Raw genomic sequence first — 20,372 nt, forward strand, 5'->3', positions numbered from 1 at the left:
CACAAAGGGCGGCGCCCCGCCGAAAATATTCCAGTCAGACCACCGGAAAATGAATCCGGAACGCCGCCCCGCCCAGCTCTGAATCCCCCAGGGTCAGCTTGGCGCCGTAGCTCTCGATGATGTCCTTGACCACCGCCAGGCCGATACCCTGCCCCGGGTGCTGGCGATCCAACCGCTCACCCCGCTGGAGAATCCGCGCACGTTGATCCGGTGGCACACCCGGCCCGTCGTCCTCGACACTCAACTCCGTGCCGCCGAGGGTCTGGTGCACACTGATGCGCACCTCGCCCAGGCACAACCGATAGGCGTTCTCCAGCAGATTGCCGAGCATCTCCAGCAAGGCCCCCTGTTCGATCGGCACCTGGCATTGCTCCGGCAAATCGAAACTGACATTGACCCGTTTGTCGCGATAGACCTTGTCCAAGGTGTCGCACAGGCTTTGCAGCACCGGGCGCAAGGGCACCTGATGGCGTACCAGCCCGCTTTTGCGCAGGCTGGCGCGCTGCAACTGGTAACCGATCTGCTGGCTCATGCGCTCGATCTGGGATTGCAGCACCCAGGCCTGGCCACGATCCTCGGGGCGCCGGGCCATGTCCTCGCTGACGCCCTGCAACACCGCCAGCGGGGTCTTCAAGCTGTGGGCCAGGTCATCGAGGGAGTCGCGATAACGGCTGCGCTGCTCCCGCTCGCTGTACAGCAAGCGGTTGAGGGAACCGGTCAGGCGCAGCAGTTCCCGGGGATGTTCGGTACTGAGACTTTCCCGGGCCCCGCTTTCGATTTCGTCGAGCTCCTGGCTCAGGCGCCGCAGCGCCCGAAGCCCCCAGGTCAGGCCGATCCACAACAGCGCCAGCAACACCAAAAGGGCTGCGCCAAAGCCCAGGTACAGATTGTCCCGCAGCCCTTGCAGGGTCACTTCGTAGTCGCGCACCGGTTGCAGGGTGACGATGCTGAACGCCGCACTCTGGCCGCCGAGCAACTTGATTTCGACGTCATAGACAAAAAACTCCTGGCCGTCGTTCTCGCGAATGCGCGCAAACTGATTGCCCTGGCCGTCATAGCGTGGCGTGTAGTTGATGTTTTCTTCCTGGGTGGCCTTCGACCGCCAGACCAACCGCCCCTCGCGATCATAGATGTAGCCCAGCAAGCGGGCATCGGCGAGGTTGAAACGCTCATCGGGCAACTGCGCCGGCATCTTCAAGCGGTTGTTCTCCACCCGGGCGGCGGAAATCAGCGTGGTCACGTCCGAGGCCAGGCGTTGCTCGATGGATTCCTGCAACGCCAGGCTGAACGCGCCTTGCATGGCCGGCAACAAGGCCAGCATGAACAGCACCGCCAGGGTCATGGCGGCCAGCATCAGCCGCAGGCGAAGCGAACGAATCACTGGCAGCGCTCGTTGAACAGGTAGCCCAAGCCACGCACGGTGTCGATGGGCTTGAAGCCGGCGGGGGCTTCCAGCTTACGGCGCAGGCGTCCGACCAGCACCTCGATGACATTGGGATCACGCTCGTCGTCATCGGGATAAAGCTGCTCCATCAAGCGGTCCTTGGCCACCACTTGCTGGTGATGGCGCATGAGGTATTCGAGTATGCGGTATTCGTAGGCCGTCAACGCCAACGGCTCCTCACCGAGGGACGCCTGCTTGCGGTTGAGGTCAAGCAGCAATGGCCCGGCCACGATGGTCGACTGGGTAAAGCCGCTGGAACGACGCAACAAGGCGTTCAACCGGGCCTCCAGCTCTTCGAACTGAAACGGCTTGACCACGTAGTCATCGGCACCGGCGGCCAAGCCTTCGACCTTGTCCTGCCAGTTGCCGCGGGCAGTCAGGATCAGGATCGGAAACGTCTTGTCCTGTGAGCGCAGCCGGCGGATCAGCTCCAGCCCGCTGATCCCCGGCAGGCCCAGGTCGATCACCGCCAGGTCATGATTGAATTCCCGGACCTGGTATAAGGCCTCTTCGGCATTGGCCACGGCCTGCACCACATGGCCGCTGTCGGTGAGACGGGTTTGCAGGTGGTGACGCAACAGCGCTTCGTCTTCGACGACCAGTAATTTCATGGAGCCTCTCCCCAGGCAAATCAAACAATCCAGTGCGGCGCACCTCAACGAAAGGCGCCGGATCGTCTTCGACCGATCCGGCTGGATACGCTCACCATCGACCGCTTAGAACGTGTAGTTGGCGGACAGGTACGTCTGGGCGCTGCTGGTCAGGTCCAGCGAGCCGACCTTGTCGCCACCGTGCGGGCTCATCTCGGTGCTGGCGTTGCTGCGCAGGTAACGGTAACCCAGTTCAACCGAGGTGTTTTGCGAAATTTGTTGCAGCACGCCCCCTTGCAAGCCCACGGCGTAGCCGATGTCGCTGTCGCGGCTGAAGCCAGGAGAATCCTGGGTCAGCTTGGTCAGGCCCGCCGTACCGCCACCGAACAGTTTGGTGCTGCTGGTGACCGGATAGAACACATCGTAGCTGCCCAGCAGGTTTTCCTGGCGCAGCTTGATGCCGTTGTGGGTGCCCGAAACATTGTCGTAGGTGGCGTAGTAGCGGCCCTGGTCGTTTTGCTTGCCCAGTCGCAGGCCATACGTGGTGTCCTTGCCGATGACGCCGTCGGCGTTGGGGTTGTTCAGGGCGCTGTCCAAGGCGTCGGATTTCTTCACCTTGTCGCTGGTCTGGCCAAGGGTCAGGCTGGCGAAATTGTCATCGGCGTGGGCCATGGCAGTGGCGCCCAGCACGGTGAAAGCCAACAACAGTTTTTTCATAGCAGTCATGGTCAAGTTCCTTTGCAGCGTGGATGTTTTGTGAAGTCGTGGTCACCTTAACCAGTGATCCCTGAACACCCCTTGAACGTTCTCTGAACCTGCGCTGAATGAATCGGCTAATCTGTGCGGACCACTTTTATAAGGAGATCCGTCATGCGCAGGCTGCTTGCTGTTGTACTTCTGGCCATGAGCGGCGTGAGCCACGCCGCCATCCAGACCCAGGAACTCCCCTACACCAGTGCCGACGGCACCAAGCTGATCGGCTATTACGCGTATGACGACGCCGTCAAAGGGCCGCGCCCGGGCGTGGTGGTGGTGCATGAATGGTGGGGGCTGAACGACTACGCCAAGCGCCGTGCCCGTGACCTCGCCGGCCTGGGCTATAGCGCCCTGGCCATCGACATGTACGGCGACGGCAAGAACACCGAACACCCCAAGGACGCCATGGCCTTCATGCAGGCGGCGCTCAAGGACGGCAAGGCGGCCAGTGCCCGCTTCCAGGCCGGTCTCGACCTGCTGAAGAAACAGCCTCAGACCGATCCGGACAAACTCGCTGCCATCGGCTACTGCTTCGGCGGCAAGGTGGTGCTCGATGCGGCACGCCAGGGTGTGCCGCTGGCCGGCGTGGTGAGTTTCCACGGTGCATTGGTGACCAACACCCCGGCAACGCCGGGCAGCGTCAAGGCCAAGGTGCTGGTCGAACATGGCGCCCTGGACAGCATGGTCACCCAGGACAACGTCACCGCGTTCAAGAGTGAGATGGACAAGGCCGGCGCCGACTACAAATTCGTCAGCCTCGAAGGTGCCAAGCACGGCTTCAGCAACCCCGATGCCGACCGCTTGAGCCACGGCGAACATGGCGGCCCGGACATTGGCTACAACAAGGAAGCCGATGAGAAGTCGTGGGCGGATATGCAGAAGTTCTTCAAGAAAATCTTTGGCTGAGCACACTTCTTTCAGCTGAAAAAATGATGTTTTTGTGGCGAGGGAGCTTGCTCCCGCTTGAGTGCGTAGCGCTCACAGATCTTTTGGGGCCGCTTCGCAGCCCAGCGGGAGCAAGCTCCCTCGCCACAAAAGCCAGCCTCTGCCCCATACACACGCCCCCCACTACCCAGCCTCCAGCCAACCCGGCAAAATGCCTGGCATGAATACACTCCCCACCCTGCCCGCCTGCTGCTCGCCTTTGGATGAACATTGGCTCTTGCCCGATGCCCTGCCCGATACGGTGCTGCTGAGCACCCGCTTCGACCCGTTGCTGCTGGTGAGCACCGACTTCCCCAACAGCGCCATCGAACCTCCGGCGAGCATCCAGCGCTCGGTCGCCAAGCGCCAGGCAGAATTCCTGGCCGGTCGGATCTGCGCCCGGGCGGCGTTGCAGCGGCTCGACGGCCTGGCCTGCGTGCCGGCCATCGGCGAAGATCGCGCGCCTGTGTGGCCGGCCCATGTCAGCGGTTCGATCACCCACAGCACGGGCCGTGCAGCGGCCATCGTCGCGAAAAAAGATCACTGGCAAGGGCTGGGCATGGACGTGGAAAACCTGCTCGACCCCGAGCGCGCCGAACGCCTGGCCGGCGAGATCCTCACTTCGCCAGAGTTGCAGCGCATGACCAAACTCGCGCGCGATGACCGGGCCTTGCTGGTGACCCTGACCTTTTCAGTGAAGGAAAGCCTGTTCAAGGCGCTGTATCCGATCGTCAGGCAACGCTTTTATTTCGAGCATGCCGAGGTGCTGGACTGGACACCCGATGGGCAGGTGCGCCTGCGTTTGCTGACGGACCTGTCTGCCGAGTGGTGCCATGGCAGTGAGCTGCAGGGGCAGTTTGGGGTGAAGGATGGGCAGTTATTGAGCCTGGTAGGGATCAGGGCCTGAGAGCTGTGCTGCTTTTCAGGGCCTCATCGCGGGCAAGCCTTGCTCCCACAGCAAACCACACTTAAATCAGGGAGCACTGATCTGTGGGAGCAAGGCTTGCCCGCGATGGCGGTCGATCAGGCCCCCCACCTATCAAGACCTGTCTTGATGCCTCGGCCAACTCAAGCTGAAGCACGCCCCGCCCAAGCTCTTGCTCTTGCCGATCAGCGCCCGACCGTCGTGCCAGTGGATGATCCGTCGCACGATCGACAGCCCCAACCCATGGCCGCCCGAAGCCCGGGCGCGGCTGTCGTCCAGGCGCAGGAAAGGTTTGAAAATCCGCTCCCATGCCGCTTCCGGCACGCCGGGCCCGTCATCTTCCACATCCACCCGGCAGCGCAACTGGCCTACCTGGTAGCTGACGGTGACCCGGGAACTGGCGTGACGCATGGCGTTACCCACCAGGTTCTGCAGGGCGCGATGCAGAAAGCGTGGCTCGGCCTCGACCCAGGCGCCGTCGCAATCGGCGGCCGACAGGCATAGACCGCGCTCGACCGTGATCCCGGCCCGCAACGGCCCCAGCTCATCGATCACTTGATTGACCAGCGCATCCAGGTCCACCCGCTGGAAATTCAGGGCCGGTGAACCCTGTTCCAGCCGCGCGTAGGTGAGCATTTCGTCCACCAGCCGATCCAGGTCTTCGATGTCGTGGTCCATGCCCGCCAGGTATTTGTCCCGGGCCTGGGGCGTGGTGGCGCTGCCGAGCATTTCCAGGCCGAAGCGCAGGCGCGCCACCGGGGTGCGCAATTCGTGGGACACCGCTCGCACCAGCTCGCGCTGGATCGCCAACAACTGCTGCAGGTGTTCGGCCATGCCGTTGAACGCCGCAGCCAGTCGCCCGACCGAGTCGGCGCCTCGGGCCGGCACCCGGGTTTCCAGGCTGCCCTGGGCGATCTGGGTGGCGGCCGACTCCAGGCCACGCAAGCGCCGCTCCAATTGGCGTACCAACAGGTAGACGATCAAGCCGATCAGGCTCAACCCCAGCGCCGCGATCAGCACCAGCCATTGCGGCGGATAAGGGTTCATCTGGTACAGCGGACCGATCTCCAGCACCCATGGCGTGCCGACCATGCCGGCGAAGACCCGGATGGAGTCGCCGCCCTTGCCCAGCGCCATCACCGTATCACCCTCGGACACACGACGGCGCTGGTCTTCGTCCATGTCGGCCTGCTCGGCGGTCATGAGTCGCAGGTCGAAACCAAAACCTTTTTCCTGCGCCAGTTGCGCCAGCCGTTTGGGTTGTTCGGCCACTGGATAACGCACCAGCTCGTCGGCCAACAGGTAGATGGTCGCGCGGGCCAGTTGTTCGCTGATCTGCTGGACTTCCCCCACCAACATCAGTTGCTCGCCATCGCTGACCAGCCGATAGACTTTTGCCGCATGCGGCCCGGTCTGCTCGACCAATGCCTGGCCGCGCAGCACGCGGGTGCGTTGGCCAAGGTCGAGGTCGGTCTGGGTGAAGGTCTGCAACGCCAGGGGAATGCCCAGCAGGCGCTCCCACACCAGCAACGCCCGCCGCCGTTCGGTGTCGTTCATCGGCCGCAGGTTGTCGGCCATCAGCGAAAACGTGCCGTGGGCCAGGCGCTCGCGGTATTGCTCACTGCGGGTCTGGTTGAGCAGGTGCAAGGCCAATACGCCGAGGACCGCCACCAGCACCAGCGCCGCACACATGCCGCCATAAATGCGCAGGAAGATCGAATTCACGGCGCCAGGTCTACGCAAGCTTCAGGAACGAATAGGTAGCCTTTGCTGCGGATGGTCTTGATCAGCCGTGGATGATCCGGGTCGTCGCCGATCTTGGGGCGGATGCGCGAAATACGCACGTCGATGGAGCGGTCCTGACCGTCATAACCAATGCCGCGCAGGGCGGTGAAGATTTCTTCCCGGGACAGGATGCGCCCGGCATTGGACACCAGCAGCCACAGCAGGTCGAATTCGGCGCTGGTCAGCTCGATACCGTTGCCCTGCAACCAGGCTTCGCGCAGGGCGTCGTCGACCACCAGCGGGCCGAATTGCAGGCGTCGCGGCTTCTGCGCGACGCTCGGCTCCGGTTCGCTGCGTCGCAGCAAGGCCTGGATACGCGCCAAGAGCAAACGCGGGCGAACCGGCTTGCACACGTAATCATCGGCGCCCAGGTCCAGGCCCTGGATCTGATCGGTGTCGTCGGTGCGGGCGGTGAGCATCAGGATCGGCCCGTCATAGTGCTCGCGCACCTTGCGACAGATGCTCAGGCCGTCTTCGCCGGGCAGCATCAGGTCGAGGACCACCAGATCCGGCTGCTCGGCAATGATCCGCGCCGCCGCCACCGCGCCGTCGCCTTCGATGGCAACACGCAATCCGTTGCTTTCGAGGTATTCCCGGGTCAGCTCGGCCAGACGCTGGTCATCCTCGACGATCAATACCTGCCAGGCTTCTTGTTCCACTAGGGCCTCGTCTTGCTGCGAATATAAAAGGAAGGATCAGCACTCACCTGTGGCGAGGGAGCTTGCTCCCGCTGGGGTGCGAAGCGGCCCTAGGATTTTTGCGGTCGCTGCGCAACCGAGCGGGAGCAAGCTCCCTCGCCACAAAAGGTGCCCACTTCAGGTATTCGGAAACAGCTCCCCCCATCTTTTTGTCATGTTAAAGGAGGATAAACACACCCACGCATGGGCCGATTGTATAAACGTCGCCTGCGCAGAAAACAAGCGGACAAATGCGTTTCGATCGAGTGGGTTTTATGTGGTAATGTCCGCGCCCGCAAAAACCACCAGGCTGTTTTCGGATCGTCGAAACCGATGAAAAAAGGTCCACTCCAGCTAGGTCGCGGCCTACAGAGCAGTTCCACGTTTCGCACACAAATTACGCACAGGCTTATCCACAGGTAGTACGTTGCATACCCCCCAAAAACGCATTATCTTGTAGCCCGCCGCGCAAAAAACCCTACATGTAGGGTTTCAGGCCAAAAACCAAACACAAGTCGGGCAGAGAATTCAAGCGCTTTTCTTGCTTCTGTCCAGCTGAAACACCGCATTTCCCCAAGCCCAGACCGCCCCTGCGGATGGCAACTGTTTCCAGGTCGAAAACGACCGAAACGGTACGGGTGTTGCAGTCAATTGCTGCCACCCCGACAACCCGGTTTCGAGCCTCGCTCGCAACCTGAGAACTTCGGATGGAAGCGGCATTAAACGCCTGCTTCCTACTGTCCCGAAGTTGTTATGCCCGGCGCCAGTCGGTTGTAGTGCTTCAGGACGGAACGGTGGGCACCGTGATGGTGCCCAAACAAACATAGAGAACGTGGAGACACCCATGCACACCGACACAACTCGCGAGAACCCGCAGGGCACCGCGCCGCTGGCCGCCGATTCGAACCCGGATCTGTCCGCCACCGCGCCGGGCCAACTGCGTGTGATCAAGCGTAACGGCACTGTCGTTCCTTACACCGATGACAAGATTACCGTCGCCATCACCAAAGCGTTTCTCGCAGTTGAAGGTGGCACCGCTGCCGCTTCGTCGCGAATCCACGACACCGTGGCCCGCCTGACCGAACAGGTCACCGCGACCTTCAAGCGTCGCATGCCCTCGGGCGGCACCATCCATATCGAAGAAATCCAGGACCAGGTCGAACTGGCGCTGATGCGTGCCGGCGAGCAGAAAGTGGCCCGCGACTACGTGATCTACCGTGACTCCCGCGCCAAGGAACGTGCTATCCGCACCCCGGCCGACGCACCGGTCCAGGCCCACCCATCGATCCGCATCGCCCGCGCCGACGGCAGCCTGGCGCCGCTGGACATGGGCCGCCTGAACACCATCGTCACCGAGGCTTGCGAAGGCCTGGAAGAAGTCGATGGCGACCTGATCCAGCGCGAAACCCTGAAGAACCTCTATGACGGCGTCGCCCTCAAGGACGTCAACACCGCGCTGGTGATGACCGCGCGGACCCTGGTGGAACGCGAGCCGAACTACTCCTTCGTGACCGCCCGCCTGCTGATGGACACCCTGCGTGCCGAAGGCCTGAGCTTCCTGGAAGTCGCCGAGAGCGCGACCCACCACGAAATGGTCGACCTGTACGCCAAGGCGTTGCCGGCCTACGTTGCCAAGGGTATCGAGTTCGAATTGCTGAACCCGGTCCTGGCCGAATTCGACCTGGAAAAACTCGGCAAGGCGATCAACCACGAGCGTGACCAGCAGTTCACCTACCTGGGCCTGCAAACCCTGTACGACCGTTACTTCATCCACAAGGATGGCGTGCGTTTCGAACTGCCGCAGATCTTCTTCATGCGCGTGGCCATGGGCCTGGCGATCGAAGAGAAGCAGCGCGAAGACCGTGCGATCGAGTTCTACAACCTGTTGTCGTCCTTCGACTACATGGCCTCGACCCCGACCCTGTTCAACGCCGGTACCCTGCGTCCACAGCTGTCGAGCTGCTACCTGACCACCGTTCCGGATGACCTGTCGGGCATCTACGGCGCGATCCACGACAACGCCATGCTGTCGAAATTCGCCGGTGGCCTGGGCAACGACTGGACCCCGGTTCGCGCATTGGGCTCGTACATCAAGGGCACCAACGGCAAATCCCAGGGCGTCGTGCCGTTCCTCAAAGTGGTCAACGACACCGCAGTCGCGGTCAACCAGGGCGGCAAGCGCAAGGGCGCGGTCTGTGCCTACCTGGAAACCTGGCACATGGACATCGAAGAGTTCATCGAGCTGCGCAAGAACACCGGTGATGACCGTCGTCGTACCCACGACATGAACACCGCCAACTGGATCCCCGACCTGTTCATGAAGCGCGTCTTCGATGACGGCAAGTGGACCCTGTTCTCGCCATCCGAAGTGCCGGACCTGCACGACCTGACCGGCAAGGCTTTCGAAGAGCGCTACGAGTACTACGAAGCCCTGACCGAGTACAACAAGATCAAGCTGTTCAAAGTCGTCCAGGCCAAAGACCTGTGGCGCAAGATGCTGTCGATGCTGTTCGAAACCGGCCACCCATGGCTGACCTTCAAGGACCCGTGCAACCTGCGCAGCCCGCAGCAGCACGTGGGCGTGGTCCACAGCTCGAACCTGTGCACCGAGATCACCCTGAACACCAACAAAGACGAGATCGCGGTCTGCAACCTGGGCTCGATCAACCTGCCGAACCACATCGTCGACGGCAAGCTGGACACCGCCAAGCTGCAACGCACCGTGAACACCGCTGTGCGCATGCTCGACAACGTGATCGACATCAACTACTACTCGGTGCCACAGGCGAAGAACTCCAACTTCAAGCACCGTCCGGTCGGCCTGGGCATCATGGGCTTCCAGGACGCCTTGTACCTGCAGCACATCCCGTACGGTTCCGATGCCGCGGTCGAGTTCGCCGACAAGTCCATGGAAGCGGTCAGCTACTACGCGATCCAGGCTTCCTGCGACCTGGCCGACGAGCGTGGCGCCTACGAGACGTTCCAGGGTTCGCTGTGGTCCCAGGGCATCCTGCCGCTGGACTCGCAACAGATCCTGATCGCCCAGCGCGGCCAGAAGTACATCGACGTTGACCTGAACGAATCCCTGGACTGGGCACCGGTTCGCGCCCGTGTGCAGAAAGGCATCCGTAACTCCAACATCATGGCCATCGCACCGACCGCCACCATCGCCAACATCACTGGCGTGTCGCAGTCGATCGAACCGACCTACCAGAACCTGTATGTGAAATCGAACCTGTCGGGCGAATTCACCGTGATCAACCCGTACCTGGTTCGCGACCTCAAGGCCCGCGGCCTGTGGGACTCGGTCATGATCAACGACCTGAAGTACTACGACGGCTCGGTGCAGCAGATCGAACGCATCCCGCAAGAGCTCAAAGAGCTCTACGCAACGGCCTTCGAAGTGGACACCAAGTGGATCGTCGACGCCGCCAGCCGTCGCCAGAAGTGGATCGACCAGGCTCAATCGCTGAACCTGTACATCGCCGGCGCTTCGGGCAAGAAGCTGGATGTGACCTACCGCATGGCCTGGTACCGTGGCCTGAAAACCACTTACTACCTCCGTGCCCTGGCCGCGACCAGCACCGAGAAGTCGACCATCAACACCGGCAAGCTGAACGCGGTTTCCAGCGGCGGCAACCACGGTGACGATTCGGTCCTGGCTGCTCCAGCCGGCCCTGCGCCAGTGCCAAAGGCCTGCGCGATCGACGAGCCGGATTGCGAAGCTTGCCAATAAGCTGAGCGGGTGGGCGCGTAAAGGCGCCTGCTGAAAGAAGCCCCCGATAGACCGCTGGTTTATCGGGGGCTTTCTTTTGCCTGGAGAAAAGTCGGTGCCTGGACTGGCCCCATCGCGAGCAAGCTCGCTCCCACAGGGGTAAGCATTCCAATGTGGGAGCGAGCTTGCTCGCGATGGGGTCAGGCCAGGCACCACAAAAATCACCGCCCATGAAAAAGCCCCTCTTGCGAGGGGCTCCTTGTGCAGCCTTCAAACCACCATCGACATCAAGCCATCTGAATGATGGTCTGCATGATGGTGCTCTGGGTGGAGATGGTCTTGGCGTTCGCCTGGTAGTTGCTTTGCGCCTTGATCAGCTCGACCAGTTCGTTGGTCAGGTTGACGTTGGACTCTTCCAGGGAGTTGGAGACGATCGAACCCAGGGTCCCGGTTTCCGGGGCATCGTAGCCCGGGATGCCCGAGGCGAAGGTTTCTTTCCAGCTGGTGCCACCTACCGGCTGCAAACCTTGCTCGTTGGTGAAGCTGGCGAGCGCGAGCTGGCCGATCGGCTTGGTCTGGTTGTTGCTGAAGTTGGCCAGCAATACACCGCTGCCGTCGATGGTCAGGTTGGTGATCTGGCCGGTGGCGTAACCGTTCTGGGTTGGAATCGAGCGGGCGGTGTCGGCGTTGAACTGAGTGGTGTTGCCCATGGAAATCGTGATGGTTGGCGCACTCGCGGCGCCGTTGGCGGCCCATACGCCGTTGGTCACGGTGCCGGGAACCCAACCGGTCAGTACCAGATCGCTATTGACCGTCGCTGGCGGAGTGGTGACCGTGGTCAACTTGCCGCTCGAGTCAAAGTTCATGGTCGAAGGAACAGGCGCGTTCGCACCGGTCGTGGTCGGCGCGGTGCCGTTCAGGTTACGACCATCGATCAAGGTGTAGACATTCCAGGTGTTACCGGCAGTCTTGACCATGTATTGGTCCATGGAGTGCTGATTGCCCTGGGTGTCATAGACCGGGGTAGTGAATTGCTTGGTGAACGTGGCCGTGTCGGTCGGATTGAACGCCGCAGTGATCGCTGTCGCCGTCGAATTCAGGTTAATCGTCGACGAAACCAGGCTTGTCGCTTGCGGCGGCAGGTTCGAGGTGTCGATGCGCAGGTCGGTCAGGATGCCGTTGAGGATGTTGCCATTGGCATCCACGCCATAGCCCTGCAAACGCGCAGTGCCATCGCTGTTGGTGATGTAGCCTTCCTTGTCGGTCTTGAAGGTACCGGCACGGGTGTAGCTCAGGGAACCGTCGTTGCTCAGGACAAAGAAGCCCGAACCCTGGATACCCATGTCCAGCACGTTGCCGGTGTTGTTGACGTCACCCTGGCCGAACTGCTGGGAGACGTTGGCCAGGCGCACGCCGTTGCCGACGGTCTTGGTGCCGGAACCCAGCTTGGTGGCCGAGTAGACGTCTTCGAATTCCGCACGGGACGATTTGAAACCGGTGGTCGCCACGTTGGCGATGTTGTTGCCGGTCACATCCAGATGCTTGTTGGCTGCATAGAGACCGCTAAGGCCGATGTTGAAAGACATGTTGACTCCTTTTGCCGGTTAGTCGGCTCTACATACCAATAGTTTGTACTTTGGACAGGGCAATGCTGCCCAGCCCGGCCAAGTTGAGCATCAGCTCACCACCCGTCTGGCTGATCGTCACGCTGCTGACAGTCGCCGGCAGGTTGGTAATCAGCGACACGGCCTTGCTGTCGATAGTGGTCGAAGCGGTGAAGGAGTAGGTGCCCGACTCGACCGTCGTGCCCGCGTCGTTCTTGCCATCCCAGATGAAGGCGGAGTTGCCGGCGTTCTGGCTGCCCAGGTCAATGGTGCGAACGGTCTTGCCGTCCTTGTCCACGATCTTGACGGCGACGGAAGACACCGATGTCGGTACCACCACGGTCCCGTTGAGGCTCTTGGAGGTATCGACCACCGCCTTGTCGCCCGGGGCGATGACCGAGCGGCCCACCAGTGACGAGGCTTGCAGGGCCTGGGACGAGTTGTAGTTGCTGGCGAGACCGCTCACGGTGTCGTTAAGAGTGGTGATGCCTTCCAGGCTGCTGAACTGCGCCAGCTGGGCAACGAACTCGCCGTTATCCTGCGGCTCCAGCGGGTTCTGGTTTTTCAGCTGGGTGACCAGCAATTGCAGGAACGCATCCTTGCCCAGCGACTGCGACCCCGTGGCCGAGCTCGTCGCCGAGGACAGGCCATCGGTGGTGGTGTTGGTCTTGACCGAGGAGTTGGCCAGAATCTCGTTGAGGCTCAAACCACTGGTTGTACTGGTAACGCTCATGTGACTCGCCCCTTATCACTGACCGAGGGTCAGGACCTTCTGCATCATGGTTTTGGCGGTGTTCATCATTTCGACGTTGGTCTGGAACGAACGGCTGGCGGAAATCATGTCGGCCATTTCTTCGACGACGTTGACGTTCGGGTAGTAGACATAACCCTTGGCGTCGGCAGCCGGATGGTTTGGCTCATAACGGGCATCGAGGTTGCTCTGGTCTTCGACCACGCCAAGCACTTGTACACCCTGCCCGGCCGCGTCCTGCTCCTGGAACAGCGAATCGCTGCCGCCGGACTGGCCGCCCTGGAACATGGTGGCGAATACCGGGTGGCGAGCGCGGTAGGTCTGGTCGATGCTTGAGGAAACGGTCTCGGCGTTGGCGATGTTACTGGCGACGGTGTTCAGGCGAGTGGTCTGGGCACTCATGGCACTGCCGGCAATGTTGAATACGCTAGCAATCGACATGGCTTACTCTCCGCGCAGGGCCGATACCAGCCCTTTGAACTTGCTGTTGAGCAGGGTGAAGCTGGCCTGGAAGTTCACGGAGTTTTCCGTGTAGTTGGACTGTTCCAGTTGAGCGTCCACGGTGTTCTGGTCGATCGAAGGTTGCATCGGCGTGCGATACATCAGCGATTCATCGCCATTGCCCAAGCCTTCGGCTTCGATATGACGGCTGTTGGTCATGTTCAAGGCGAAGTGGCCGTTCTTGGCCTTCTCGTTCTGCTCGGCGAGCACTTTGGAGAAGTCCAGGTCCCGAGCCTTGAAGTTCGGGGTGTCGGCGTTGGCGATGTTGTTGGCCAGGACTTCGGCGCGCTGGGCGCGGAAGCTCAGGGCCTGTTCGTGGATACCGAGCGCTTTATCGAAGCTGATGCTCATGTCGGAAACCTTTGGGTGACCAGAATGTACGTACGACGGCTAAAGCAAGCGCCGTGCCATTTTCAGAACTCCCATAAACCGGGGCTTTGCGGGCACCGGCAAAGCGGCAATGCCAGAAAAGCGGCAACGGGTTTCCGCAGGCTGCCGCTTTTCTGCCGCTTTCATCAGGCAACGGAGGTCAAAAATGTGGGAACGAGCTTGCTCGCGATAACGGTGTGTCAGTCAACATTGATGTCGTCTGCAATACCGCTATCGCGAGCAAGCTCGCTCCCACAGGGATAATGGTGATGGGGAGGAAATTAGCGGGCATAAAAAAACGGGAGCCCCTGGGGACTCCCGTTTTTTGACAGCTCAAGCCAATCACTTCGCCTGGTAGATGATCCCCGGGCTGCATTGGACCATCTGGTAATGATCCGGCAAACCGTTCAACGCCTCGGAGGCGCCGAGGAACAGGTAACCGCCCGGCTTGAGCGTGCTGTGGATGCGCAGCAGAATGTCTTTCTTCACTTCGGCGGAGAAATAGATCAGTACGTTGCGGCAGAACACGATGTCGAACTTGCCCAGGCTGGCATAGCTGTCCAGCAAGTTGAACGAACGGAACTCCACGCGGCTCTTGATCGGCGCCTTGACCACCCATTTACCCGGCCCCTTGGGGTCGAAGTAACGTTGCAGGCGATCCGGCGACAGGCCCCGGCCGATGGCCAGGCTGTCGTACTCGCCGGTCTTGCAATTATTGAGCATGGTCCCGGACAGGTCGGTGGCGACGATTTGCACGCCGCCTTTCAACTGGCCGAGGTTGGACCGCTCGAACTCATCGATGGACATCGACAGCGAATAGGGTTCCTGCCCCGACGAGCAGGCCGCCGACCAGATCCGCAGGCGTTGGCCCGGACTGGCCTTGATGGCCGCCGGCAGCACTTTGTTCTTCAACACCTCGAACGGATAGGTGTCGCGAAACCACAGGGTCTCGTTGGTGGTCATCGCGTCCACCACCATCTCGCGCAAGCCACTGCGCGGCTGGGTCTGGATGCGCTGCACCAGCTCGCCCAATGACTTGAGGCCCTGTTGCTCCATCAATTTATTGAGACGGCTCGACACCAGGTATTGCTTGTTTTCACCAAGCAAGATGCCACAGGCTTTTTCCAGGAAGACCCGGAACTGTTCGAAATCCAAATTACCCGTAGACAAGATACCGCCTCTTTCATCGTGTTGACTTGCCGGGCGCACAACGCGCCCGACCTTTGCTTTATTCTGCTGCCTTGATCCGATCGACGACCCGGGAAGCCAGGTCGTCAGGGCGGAATTTCGCCAGGAAATCGTCGGCACCGACCTTCTTGACCATCGCCTGGTTGAAAACCCCGGACAGCGAAGTATGCAAGATGATGTGCAGCTTTTGCATGCGCGGGTCGCTGCGGATTTCCGACGTCAGGGTGTACCCGTCCATCTCCGGCATTTCAATGTCGGAGATCATCATCAGGAATTCCTCCTCGGGCTTCTTGCCCTCGTCGACCAGCTTGCGCAGGTAATCCAGCGCCTGCCGCCCGTCGTTCAACGCCACCACCTCGACACCGACCGTTTGCAGGCAACGGGTCACCTGCTTGCGGGCCACAGAAGAGTCATCGACGGTCAACACCCGCAGCGAAATCGCCTTGTGCTGGGTTTCGGCATCCACCACCCCCGCGGAGATCGCCTCCGGCGTGGGCGCTACTTCGGCGAGGATTTTCTCCACGTCGATGATTTCCACCAACTGGTTATCGACCCGGGTCACTGCCGTGAGGTAGTGATCGCGGCCGGTGCCCTTGGGCGGTGGATGGATCTCTTCCCAGTTCATGTTGACGATGCGCTCCACCGAGCGGACCAGGAACCCCTGGGTCTTGGTGTTGTACTCGGTGATGATCACAAACGGATTGCTCTGGTCCAGCAACCGACCGGAACCGGTCGCCATCGCCAGATCGAGAATCGGGATGGTCGCTCCCCGGATATTGGCCACACCGCACACAACGGGGCTGGACTTGGGCATCAGGGTCAGCTTGGGGCATTGCAGCACCTCGCGGACCTTGAATACGTTGATCCCATACATCTGTTGGCCGTCGAGACGGAACAACAACAGCTCCAGGCGATTCTGACCGACCAGCTGAGTGCGCTGGTTTACCGAATCCATTACTCCCGCCATGCCCTGACTCCTACGTAACGCTAATGTGTCCGACGCGCATTCATCACTAAACGGCACGGGGCTTGCTATTGAACCGGCATGAACGCACAAACGACATTTTCTCGACGCCTGACCACTCACTGCCGCCACTGGCTCGGTGCACTGTTGGCTGTCTGCCTGTTCACTTCGGGCGGTCCTGCCCTTGCTGCTGTTCCGGTTACCTTGCCTGATCTCCTTATCGGCGTCACTCAGGGCTTTCTTGAATTCACCGTAGAAGACTATCTGGCTACCAGTCAAACCGAAGGTCGCTACGAAATCGAAGTCAACCAGCTCGACCCGCGCCTGCGCATGCCGATGTGCGACAAGGAATTGACTGCCTCGCTGGAGAGCCCGGCCAGGCCCCTGGGCCGCGTCACGGTGAAGGTTCGTTGCGACAGCGCCACGCCCTGGACGGTGTTCGTGCCCGCTCAAGTGCGCCTGTTTCGGGAAATTGTCACCACCACTCGTCCGCTCAAGCGGGCCGGGATCGTCGAACCCCAGGACGTGATACTACGCGAACGGGACGTCAGCCAGATCAACCAGGGCTTCCTGACCTCCATTGACCAGGCCATCGGGCAGAAACTTGTCCGACCAATGGTCGCCGACCAGATCGTGACGCTGGTGCACTTGGAGCAGGCCGAGGTGGTCCGCAAGGGCGACCAGGTGGTCATCACCGCCCGCAGCGGCTCCATGGCCGTGCGGATGCCCGGCGAAGCCCTGTCCAACGGCGGCATGCGCGAACAGATACGGGTGAAAAACCTCAATTCCAAGCGCGTGATCAAGGCGCAGGTGATGGCCCCAGGCCAAGTGGAAGTGGCGATGTAGTGATCAGGTAGAGGAGGTAGAAGGCTGGCGCTTGATCCCGGTGTTCCCTAGACTGTGCCTTACGCAAAGGCAAGCGCAGACGTGCGCACGTTCATTGAATAAATGAGCCTAAAGTTTTTTTGGGGATGGCCGAAAACATGGCAAGCGTCCAAATACCCAGAGGTTTTTTACCATGGTCATCGATTTCAATCGTTTAAACAGCTCTTCACCGCTGACAGGCACTACGCGTACCAGCGCCACCAAGGAAACCGTCGAAGCCGACAAATCCGCGCCGCTGCCTACACCCGCCGAACAAGTCAGCAACGGGGAGTCGGTACACCTCAGCAATGAGGCTCAGCAGTTGCAGAAGGTCACTGACAAGCTGCGCGATCAACCTGTCGTCGACAACGCCCGCGTGGCCGAGTTGAAAGCAGCAATCGCCGATGGCAGCTATAAAGTCGACAGCAACCGCGTAGCCAGCAAACTGCTCAACTTCGAAGCCCAGCGCTAGGCCACCGCCTGCGCCAGGCTTTTGGACGCTTAAGACCCAAGGCCAGCCATGCACGACACTAATTTATTGCAACTGATCACCGACGACTTTGTTCCAGCGCAACAATTGCTGGAATTATTGCAGGCCGAATCCGTGGCACTGCACGGTCGCGACATGCCTCTGCTGGAGAATATCCTGGCGCAGAAACAGGCATTGATCATCTTGCTTGACCAGCATGGCCGCAAACGCAGCGAGATCCTCGCCAGCCTCAACCTGCCCGCCAGCCATGACGGCCTTGAGCAACTGGCCAGCCAGTCGACGATTGGTGATCAACTGCTGTCCCAGAGCAAAGCCCTCAACGACCTGCTCGCCCAGTGCCAGGCAACCAACGCTCGCAACGGCCAGTCGATCCTGATGCAGCAGGCCGCCACCGCCAACCAGTTGCGCATTCTCAACGGTGGCGAGATCCCGACGCTGTATGACGCTCGCGGCTCGACCGCCAAGATGGTCAAGCACCGCCCGCTCAGCCAGGCATGAAACGAACAATGCCTTCGCTCTATCAACGCGCGATACATGCTGGCAAAATGCCGGCCATTCGTAGTCGTATTTTGCCTGGAGACTGACTCACCGTGTTCAATGCCTCAAACGCGGATGATGCTCCGCAGCCGCCCAAGGTCCTCACCACGCCCCTGGAAATCGCCGGCAACCTGCGGATGCTGCAAGAGAGCCACGACCCGCTGATCATTACCTTCCATGAACGTAGCCAGCGCTTCCAGAGCTATCTGGTCAACGTCGACCGCGAGACCAACTCCATTGCCCTGGATGAAATGATCCCCCGGGACGGCGAGCGTTTCCTGCTGGCCGGCGAGCCGTTTCGTGTCGAGGGTTTCCATGACGGCGTGCGCATCGCATGGGATGGCAAGGGTCCACTGACCATCGATGAATCCAGCGACGGTCGCTGTTATCGCGGCGCCCTGCCCGACGAAGTGGTCTACCACCAACGTCGCAACGCCTTCCGCGCCGCCCTGAAACTGGCACAACTGGTGAGCGTTGAACTGGGCGGCGACAAGATGAAGTCCCCCGTGGATGGCAAGCTGCTGGACATTTCCGCCACCGGTTGCAAGTTGCGCTTCGAAGGCGACATCACGGAGCGTCTGCAATTGGGCCAGGTGTACGAGCGTTTCATCGCGGCCCTGCCGTTTGGCAACATGACCGCGCCAGTCGAGTTGCGCTACCTGCATTTCGAAGAAAGGATCAACACCACGTTCGCCGGTGTACGCTTTCACAACATCAGCGGCCTGGTGCAACGGCAGGTCGAGCGGTTCGTCTACCAGCTTCAACGAGAAGCCCGGCGCTTCGATAAAGACGACCTCTGATCGTCGCACCATAAAAAACGGGCAGCCCCTTGCGGTGACTGCCCGTTTTTTTATGTCAGCTTCAAGGCCTGGCCTGGGTAAAACTCGGTGTCTCTGGCGCCTCGGTTTCAGTTTCCGCCTCGGCCGCAGTTTCAGTGGCCGGCTCAGGCTCCGCGTCCGGATTGGCCGGCGCCTGCATCTGCTCCTGCACCACCTGCTCATCCACTCGTGGATCAAGGCACGCCACCAAAGGCGAACTCGACATGCTGTCCGGCATCGCCACATGATGCAGCGGTGCATCATCGACCTGATGCAGGTTGGTCACCGCTTTCGGCCGGATCCGCCACACCAACACCAAAGCGAAGAAGGCGAAAAAGCCGTAGAGCATCTGGCTGCCGAACATCTTCATCAGCACACCGGCCACCAGCGGCCCGATACTGGCGCCAACGCCATAGGTCACCAGCAGCATTGCGGTCAGGGACACCCTTCGATCAGCTTCGACGTGGTCATTGGAAAATGCCACCGCCAGCGGATACAGGCAGAACTGCACCAGCGAACAGAAGAATCCCGCGACGAACAGCACCTCCAGCGGCACCGTCGGAAGAATCGCCAACGGCAGCGCACAGATCGTCAGGACCAGCGCAAAGCAGCGGATCAGCAGCGCCCGGTCATAACGGTCGGACAGCCACCCCAGCGGCCACTGCACCAGCAATCCGGCGAAGATGCAGCTACCCATGAACAGACCGACCTGCTCGGTCGACAGGCCCTGCTGAGAGGCATACAGGGGCGCCAGGCCATAGAACGAGCCGACGATCAACCCGGAACCCAGCACCGTACTCAATGACTGCGGCACACGCTTGATGAAGAAGCGCGGCTCCATGGGTGCCGGATGCAGCGCCGCCGGGTGAATTCGCCGGGTCAGTGTCACCGGCACCAGGCACAAGGCGAAGCACAGCGCCACCAGCATCAACAGCTCAGGCCCCAGGGCCGGGTGCATGACCAGGATCAACTGGCCCAGCACCAGCCCCAGATAGGAGGCAATCATGTAGCCGCTGAACACCACGCCACGCTGCTTGGCGTCGGCTTGCTCGTTGAGCCAGCTCTCGATGACCATGTACTGGCACATCATCCCGAGGCCGACAATCATCCGCAGCACGATCCAGGCCGGCAGCCAGTCCACCAGGCCATGGCCCAGTACTGCCGCCCCGACAATCCCGGCGCAGGCCGAATAGGCGCGGATGTGCCCGACGCGGGCGATCAGCCGGTGGCCGATCTTGCCACCCAGCACCAGGCCGAAATAGTTGGCGGCCATCAGCGCACCAACCCAGAGGCTGTCCACGTGGTCGGCGGCCAGGCGCAAGGCCAGGTAAGTACTCAAGAGGCCCGAGCCGATCAACATCATCAGCGAGGCGAAATAAAGCGCTCGAAAAGGTTTCCAGATTTGGCGCATCGGCGTTCCGAGCGGCTCCTTGAGGTGAGTAAGGGCTACCTGTTGAAGATAGCCCGAAT

At 60.9% G+C, this 20,372-nt stretch carries 19 protein-coding genes; 7 read left to right on the plus strand and 12 right to left on the minus strand.

Annotation, left to right across the window (positions count from 1 at the left end; translation table 11 throughout):
* Positions 1–34: 34 nt before the first annotated feature.
* The 3 genes from Q7F16_RS16055 to Q7F16_RS16065 form a co-directional block, all read right to left on the minus strand.
* Positions 35–1,381, minus strand: a complete 1,347-nt coding sequence (locus tag Q7F16_RS16055) for an ATP-binding protein (protein WP_409557008.1) — start codon at positions 1,379–1,381, stop codon at positions 35–37.
* Positions 1,378–2,055, minus strand: a complete 678-nt coding sequence (locus tag Q7F16_RS16060) for a response regulator (RefSeq protein WP_013694070.1) — start codon at positions 2,053–2,055, stop codon at positions 1,378–1,380. The genes Q7F16_RS16055 and Q7F16_RS16060 overlap by 4 nt, the downstream gene beginning before the upstream one ends.
* A gap of 105 nt (positions 2,056–2,160) precedes the next feature.
* Entirely contained in the window at positions 2,161–2,760 is a 600-nt protein-coding gene (locus Q7F16_RS16065; protein ID WP_014339773.1) for a membrane protein, read from the minus strand.
* Positions 2,761–2,904: 144 nt separating this feature from the next.
* Here Q7F16_RS16065 and Q7F16_RS16070 point away from each other — a divergent pair, with 144 nt between their 5' ends.
* A complete protein-coding gene (locus tag Q7F16_RS16070; RefSeq protein WP_046062532.1) occupies positions 2,905–3,696 on the plus strand; it encodes a dienelactone hydrolase family protein in 792 nt (263 codons plus the stop codon).
* Positions 3,697–3,895: 199 nt separating this feature from the next.
* Positions 3,896–4,621, plus strand: a complete 726-nt coding sequence (locus tag Q7F16_RS16075; RefSeq protein WP_409557007.1) for a 4'-phosphopantetheinyl transferase family protein — start codon at positions 3,896–3,898, stop codon at positions 4,619–4,621.
* 132 nt (positions 4,622–4,753) lie between these two features.
* On the opposite strand, the gene Q7F16_RS16080 is transcribed toward Q7F16_RS16075, so the two are convergent.
* Together Q7F16_RS16080 and Q7F16_RS16085 are read right to left on the minus strand one after the other, a co-directional pair.
* Positions 4,754–6,364 carry an ATP-binding protein gene (locus Q7F16_RS16080; protein ID WP_409557006.1) on the minus strand — a complete coding sequence of 537 codons (1,611 nt, stop codon included), beginning with the start codon at positions 6,362–6,364 and terminating at the stop codon, positions 4,754–4,756.
* On the minus strand, positions 6,361–7,083 hold the full coding sequence (locus tag Q7F16_RS16085; protein ID WP_046062534.1) for a response regulator transcription factor: 723 nt from the start codon (positions 7,081–7,083) through the stop codon (positions 6,361–6,363). Before Q7F16_RS16085 ends, Q7F16_RS16080 begins: the two co-directional genes overlap by 4 nt.
* A gap of 862 nt (positions 7,084–7,945) precedes the next feature.
* On the opposite strand from Q7F16_RS16085, the gene Q7F16_RS16090 reads away from it, so the two are divergent.
* Positions 7,946–10,837, plus strand: coding sequence for a ribonucleoside-diphosphate reductase subunit alpha (locus Q7F16_RS16090; RefSeq protein ID WP_018610285.1), 2,892 nt, complete (start codon positions 7,946–7,948; stop codon positions 10,835–10,837).
* A 266-nt stretch (positions 10,838–11,103) separates the two neighbouring features.
* Here the strand turns inward: Q7F16_RS16090 and flgE are convergent, their stop codons facing one another.
* The 6 genes from flgE to Q7F16_RS16120 all read right to left on the minus strand — a co-directional run bounded on the left by flgE (position 11,104) and on the right by Q7F16_RS16120 (position 16,196).
* Complete coding sequence (gene flgE, locus Q7F16_RS16095; protein WP_409557005.1) at positions 11,104–12,402, minus strand: flagellar hook protein FlgE; 1,299 nt, start codon at positions 12,400–12,402, stop codon at positions 11,104–11,106.
* A 28-nt stretch (positions 12,403–12,430) separates the two neighbouring features.
* Positions 12,431–13,153 carry a flagellar hook assembly protein FlgD gene (gene flgD / locus Q7F16_RS16100; protein ID WP_046062535.1) on the minus strand — a complete coding sequence of 241 codons (723 nt, stop codon included), beginning with the start codon at positions 13,151–13,153 and terminating at the stop codon, positions 12,431–12,433.
* 15 nt (positions 13,154–13,168) lie between these two features.
* Positions 13,169–13,612, minus strand: a complete 444-nt coding sequence (gene flgC / locus Q7F16_RS16105) for a flagellar basal body rod protein FlgC (RefSeq protein ID WP_014339780.1) — start codon at positions 13,610–13,612, stop codon at positions 13,169–13,171.
* A 3-nt stretch (positions 13,613–13,615) separates the two neighbouring features.
* Entirely contained in the window at positions 13,616–14,023 is a 408-nt protein-coding gene (gene flgB, locus Q7F16_RS16110) for a flagellar basal body rod protein FlgB (protein ID WP_014339781.1), read from the minus strand.
* Between the two features lie 360 nt (positions 14,024–14,383).
* Positions 14,384–15,211: a protein-glutamate O-methyltransferase CheR gene (gene cheR / locus Q7F16_RS16115; RefSeq protein WP_003204735.1), complete on the minus strand. Its 828-nt coding sequence runs from the start codon at positions 15,209–15,211 to the stop codon at positions 14,384–14,386.
* A 58-nt stretch (positions 15,212–15,269) separates the two neighbouring features.
* On the minus strand, positions 15,270–16,196 hold the full coding sequence (locus tag Q7F16_RS16120) for a chemotaxis protein CheV (RefSeq protein WP_046062536.1): 927 nt from the start codon (positions 16,194–16,196) through the stop codon (positions 15,270–15,272).
* A 78-nt stretch (positions 16,197–16,274) separates the two neighbouring features.
* Between Q7F16_RS16120 and flgA the strand changes: the two genes are divergently transcribed.
* From flgA to Q7F16_RS16140, 4 genes are all read left to right on the plus strand, one after another.
* Positions 16,275–17,039: a flagellar basal body P-ring formation chaperone FlgA gene (gene flgA, locus Q7F16_RS16125; RefSeq protein ID WP_409557004.1), complete on the plus strand. Its 765-nt coding sequence runs from the start codon at positions 16,275–16,277 to the stop codon at positions 17,037–17,039.
* A 172-nt stretch (positions 17,040–17,211) separates the two neighbouring features.
* Positions 17,212–17,529, plus strand: coding sequence for a flagellar biosynthesis anti-sigma factor FlgM (gene flgM / locus Q7F16_RS16130; RefSeq protein WP_014339785.1), 318 nt, complete (start codon positions 17,212–17,214; stop codon positions 17,527–17,529).
* A gap of 48 nt (positions 17,530–17,577) precedes the next feature.
* A complete protein-coding gene (locus Q7F16_RS16135) occupies positions 17,578–18,045 on the plus strand; it encodes a flagella synthesis protein FlgN (protein ID WP_046062537.1) in 468 nt (155 codons plus the stop codon).
* 92 nt (positions 18,046–18,137) lie between these two features.
* Positions 18,138–18,884, plus strand: a complete 747-nt coding sequence (locus tag Q7F16_RS16140; RefSeq protein WP_409557003.1) for a flagellar brake protein — start codon at positions 18,138–18,140, stop codon at positions 18,882–18,884.
* A 61-nt stretch (positions 18,885–18,945) separates the two neighbouring features.
* Here the strand turns inward: Q7F16_RS16140 and Q7F16_RS16145 are convergent, their stop codons facing one another.
* Positions 18,946–20,313: an MFS transporter gene (locus Q7F16_RS16145; RefSeq protein ID WP_046062539.1), complete on the minus strand. Its 1,368-nt coding sequence runs from the start codon at positions 20,311–20,313 to the stop codon at positions 18,946–18,948.
* Positions 20,314–20,372 lie beyond the last annotated feature (59 nt).

This window comes from Pseudomonas sp. Lb2C2 (assembly GCF_052112205.1).
GTDB classification, from domain to species: Bacteria; Pseudomonadota; Gammaproteobacteria; order Pseudomonadales; family Pseudomonadaceae; genus Aquipseudomonas; species Aquipseudomonas kilonensis.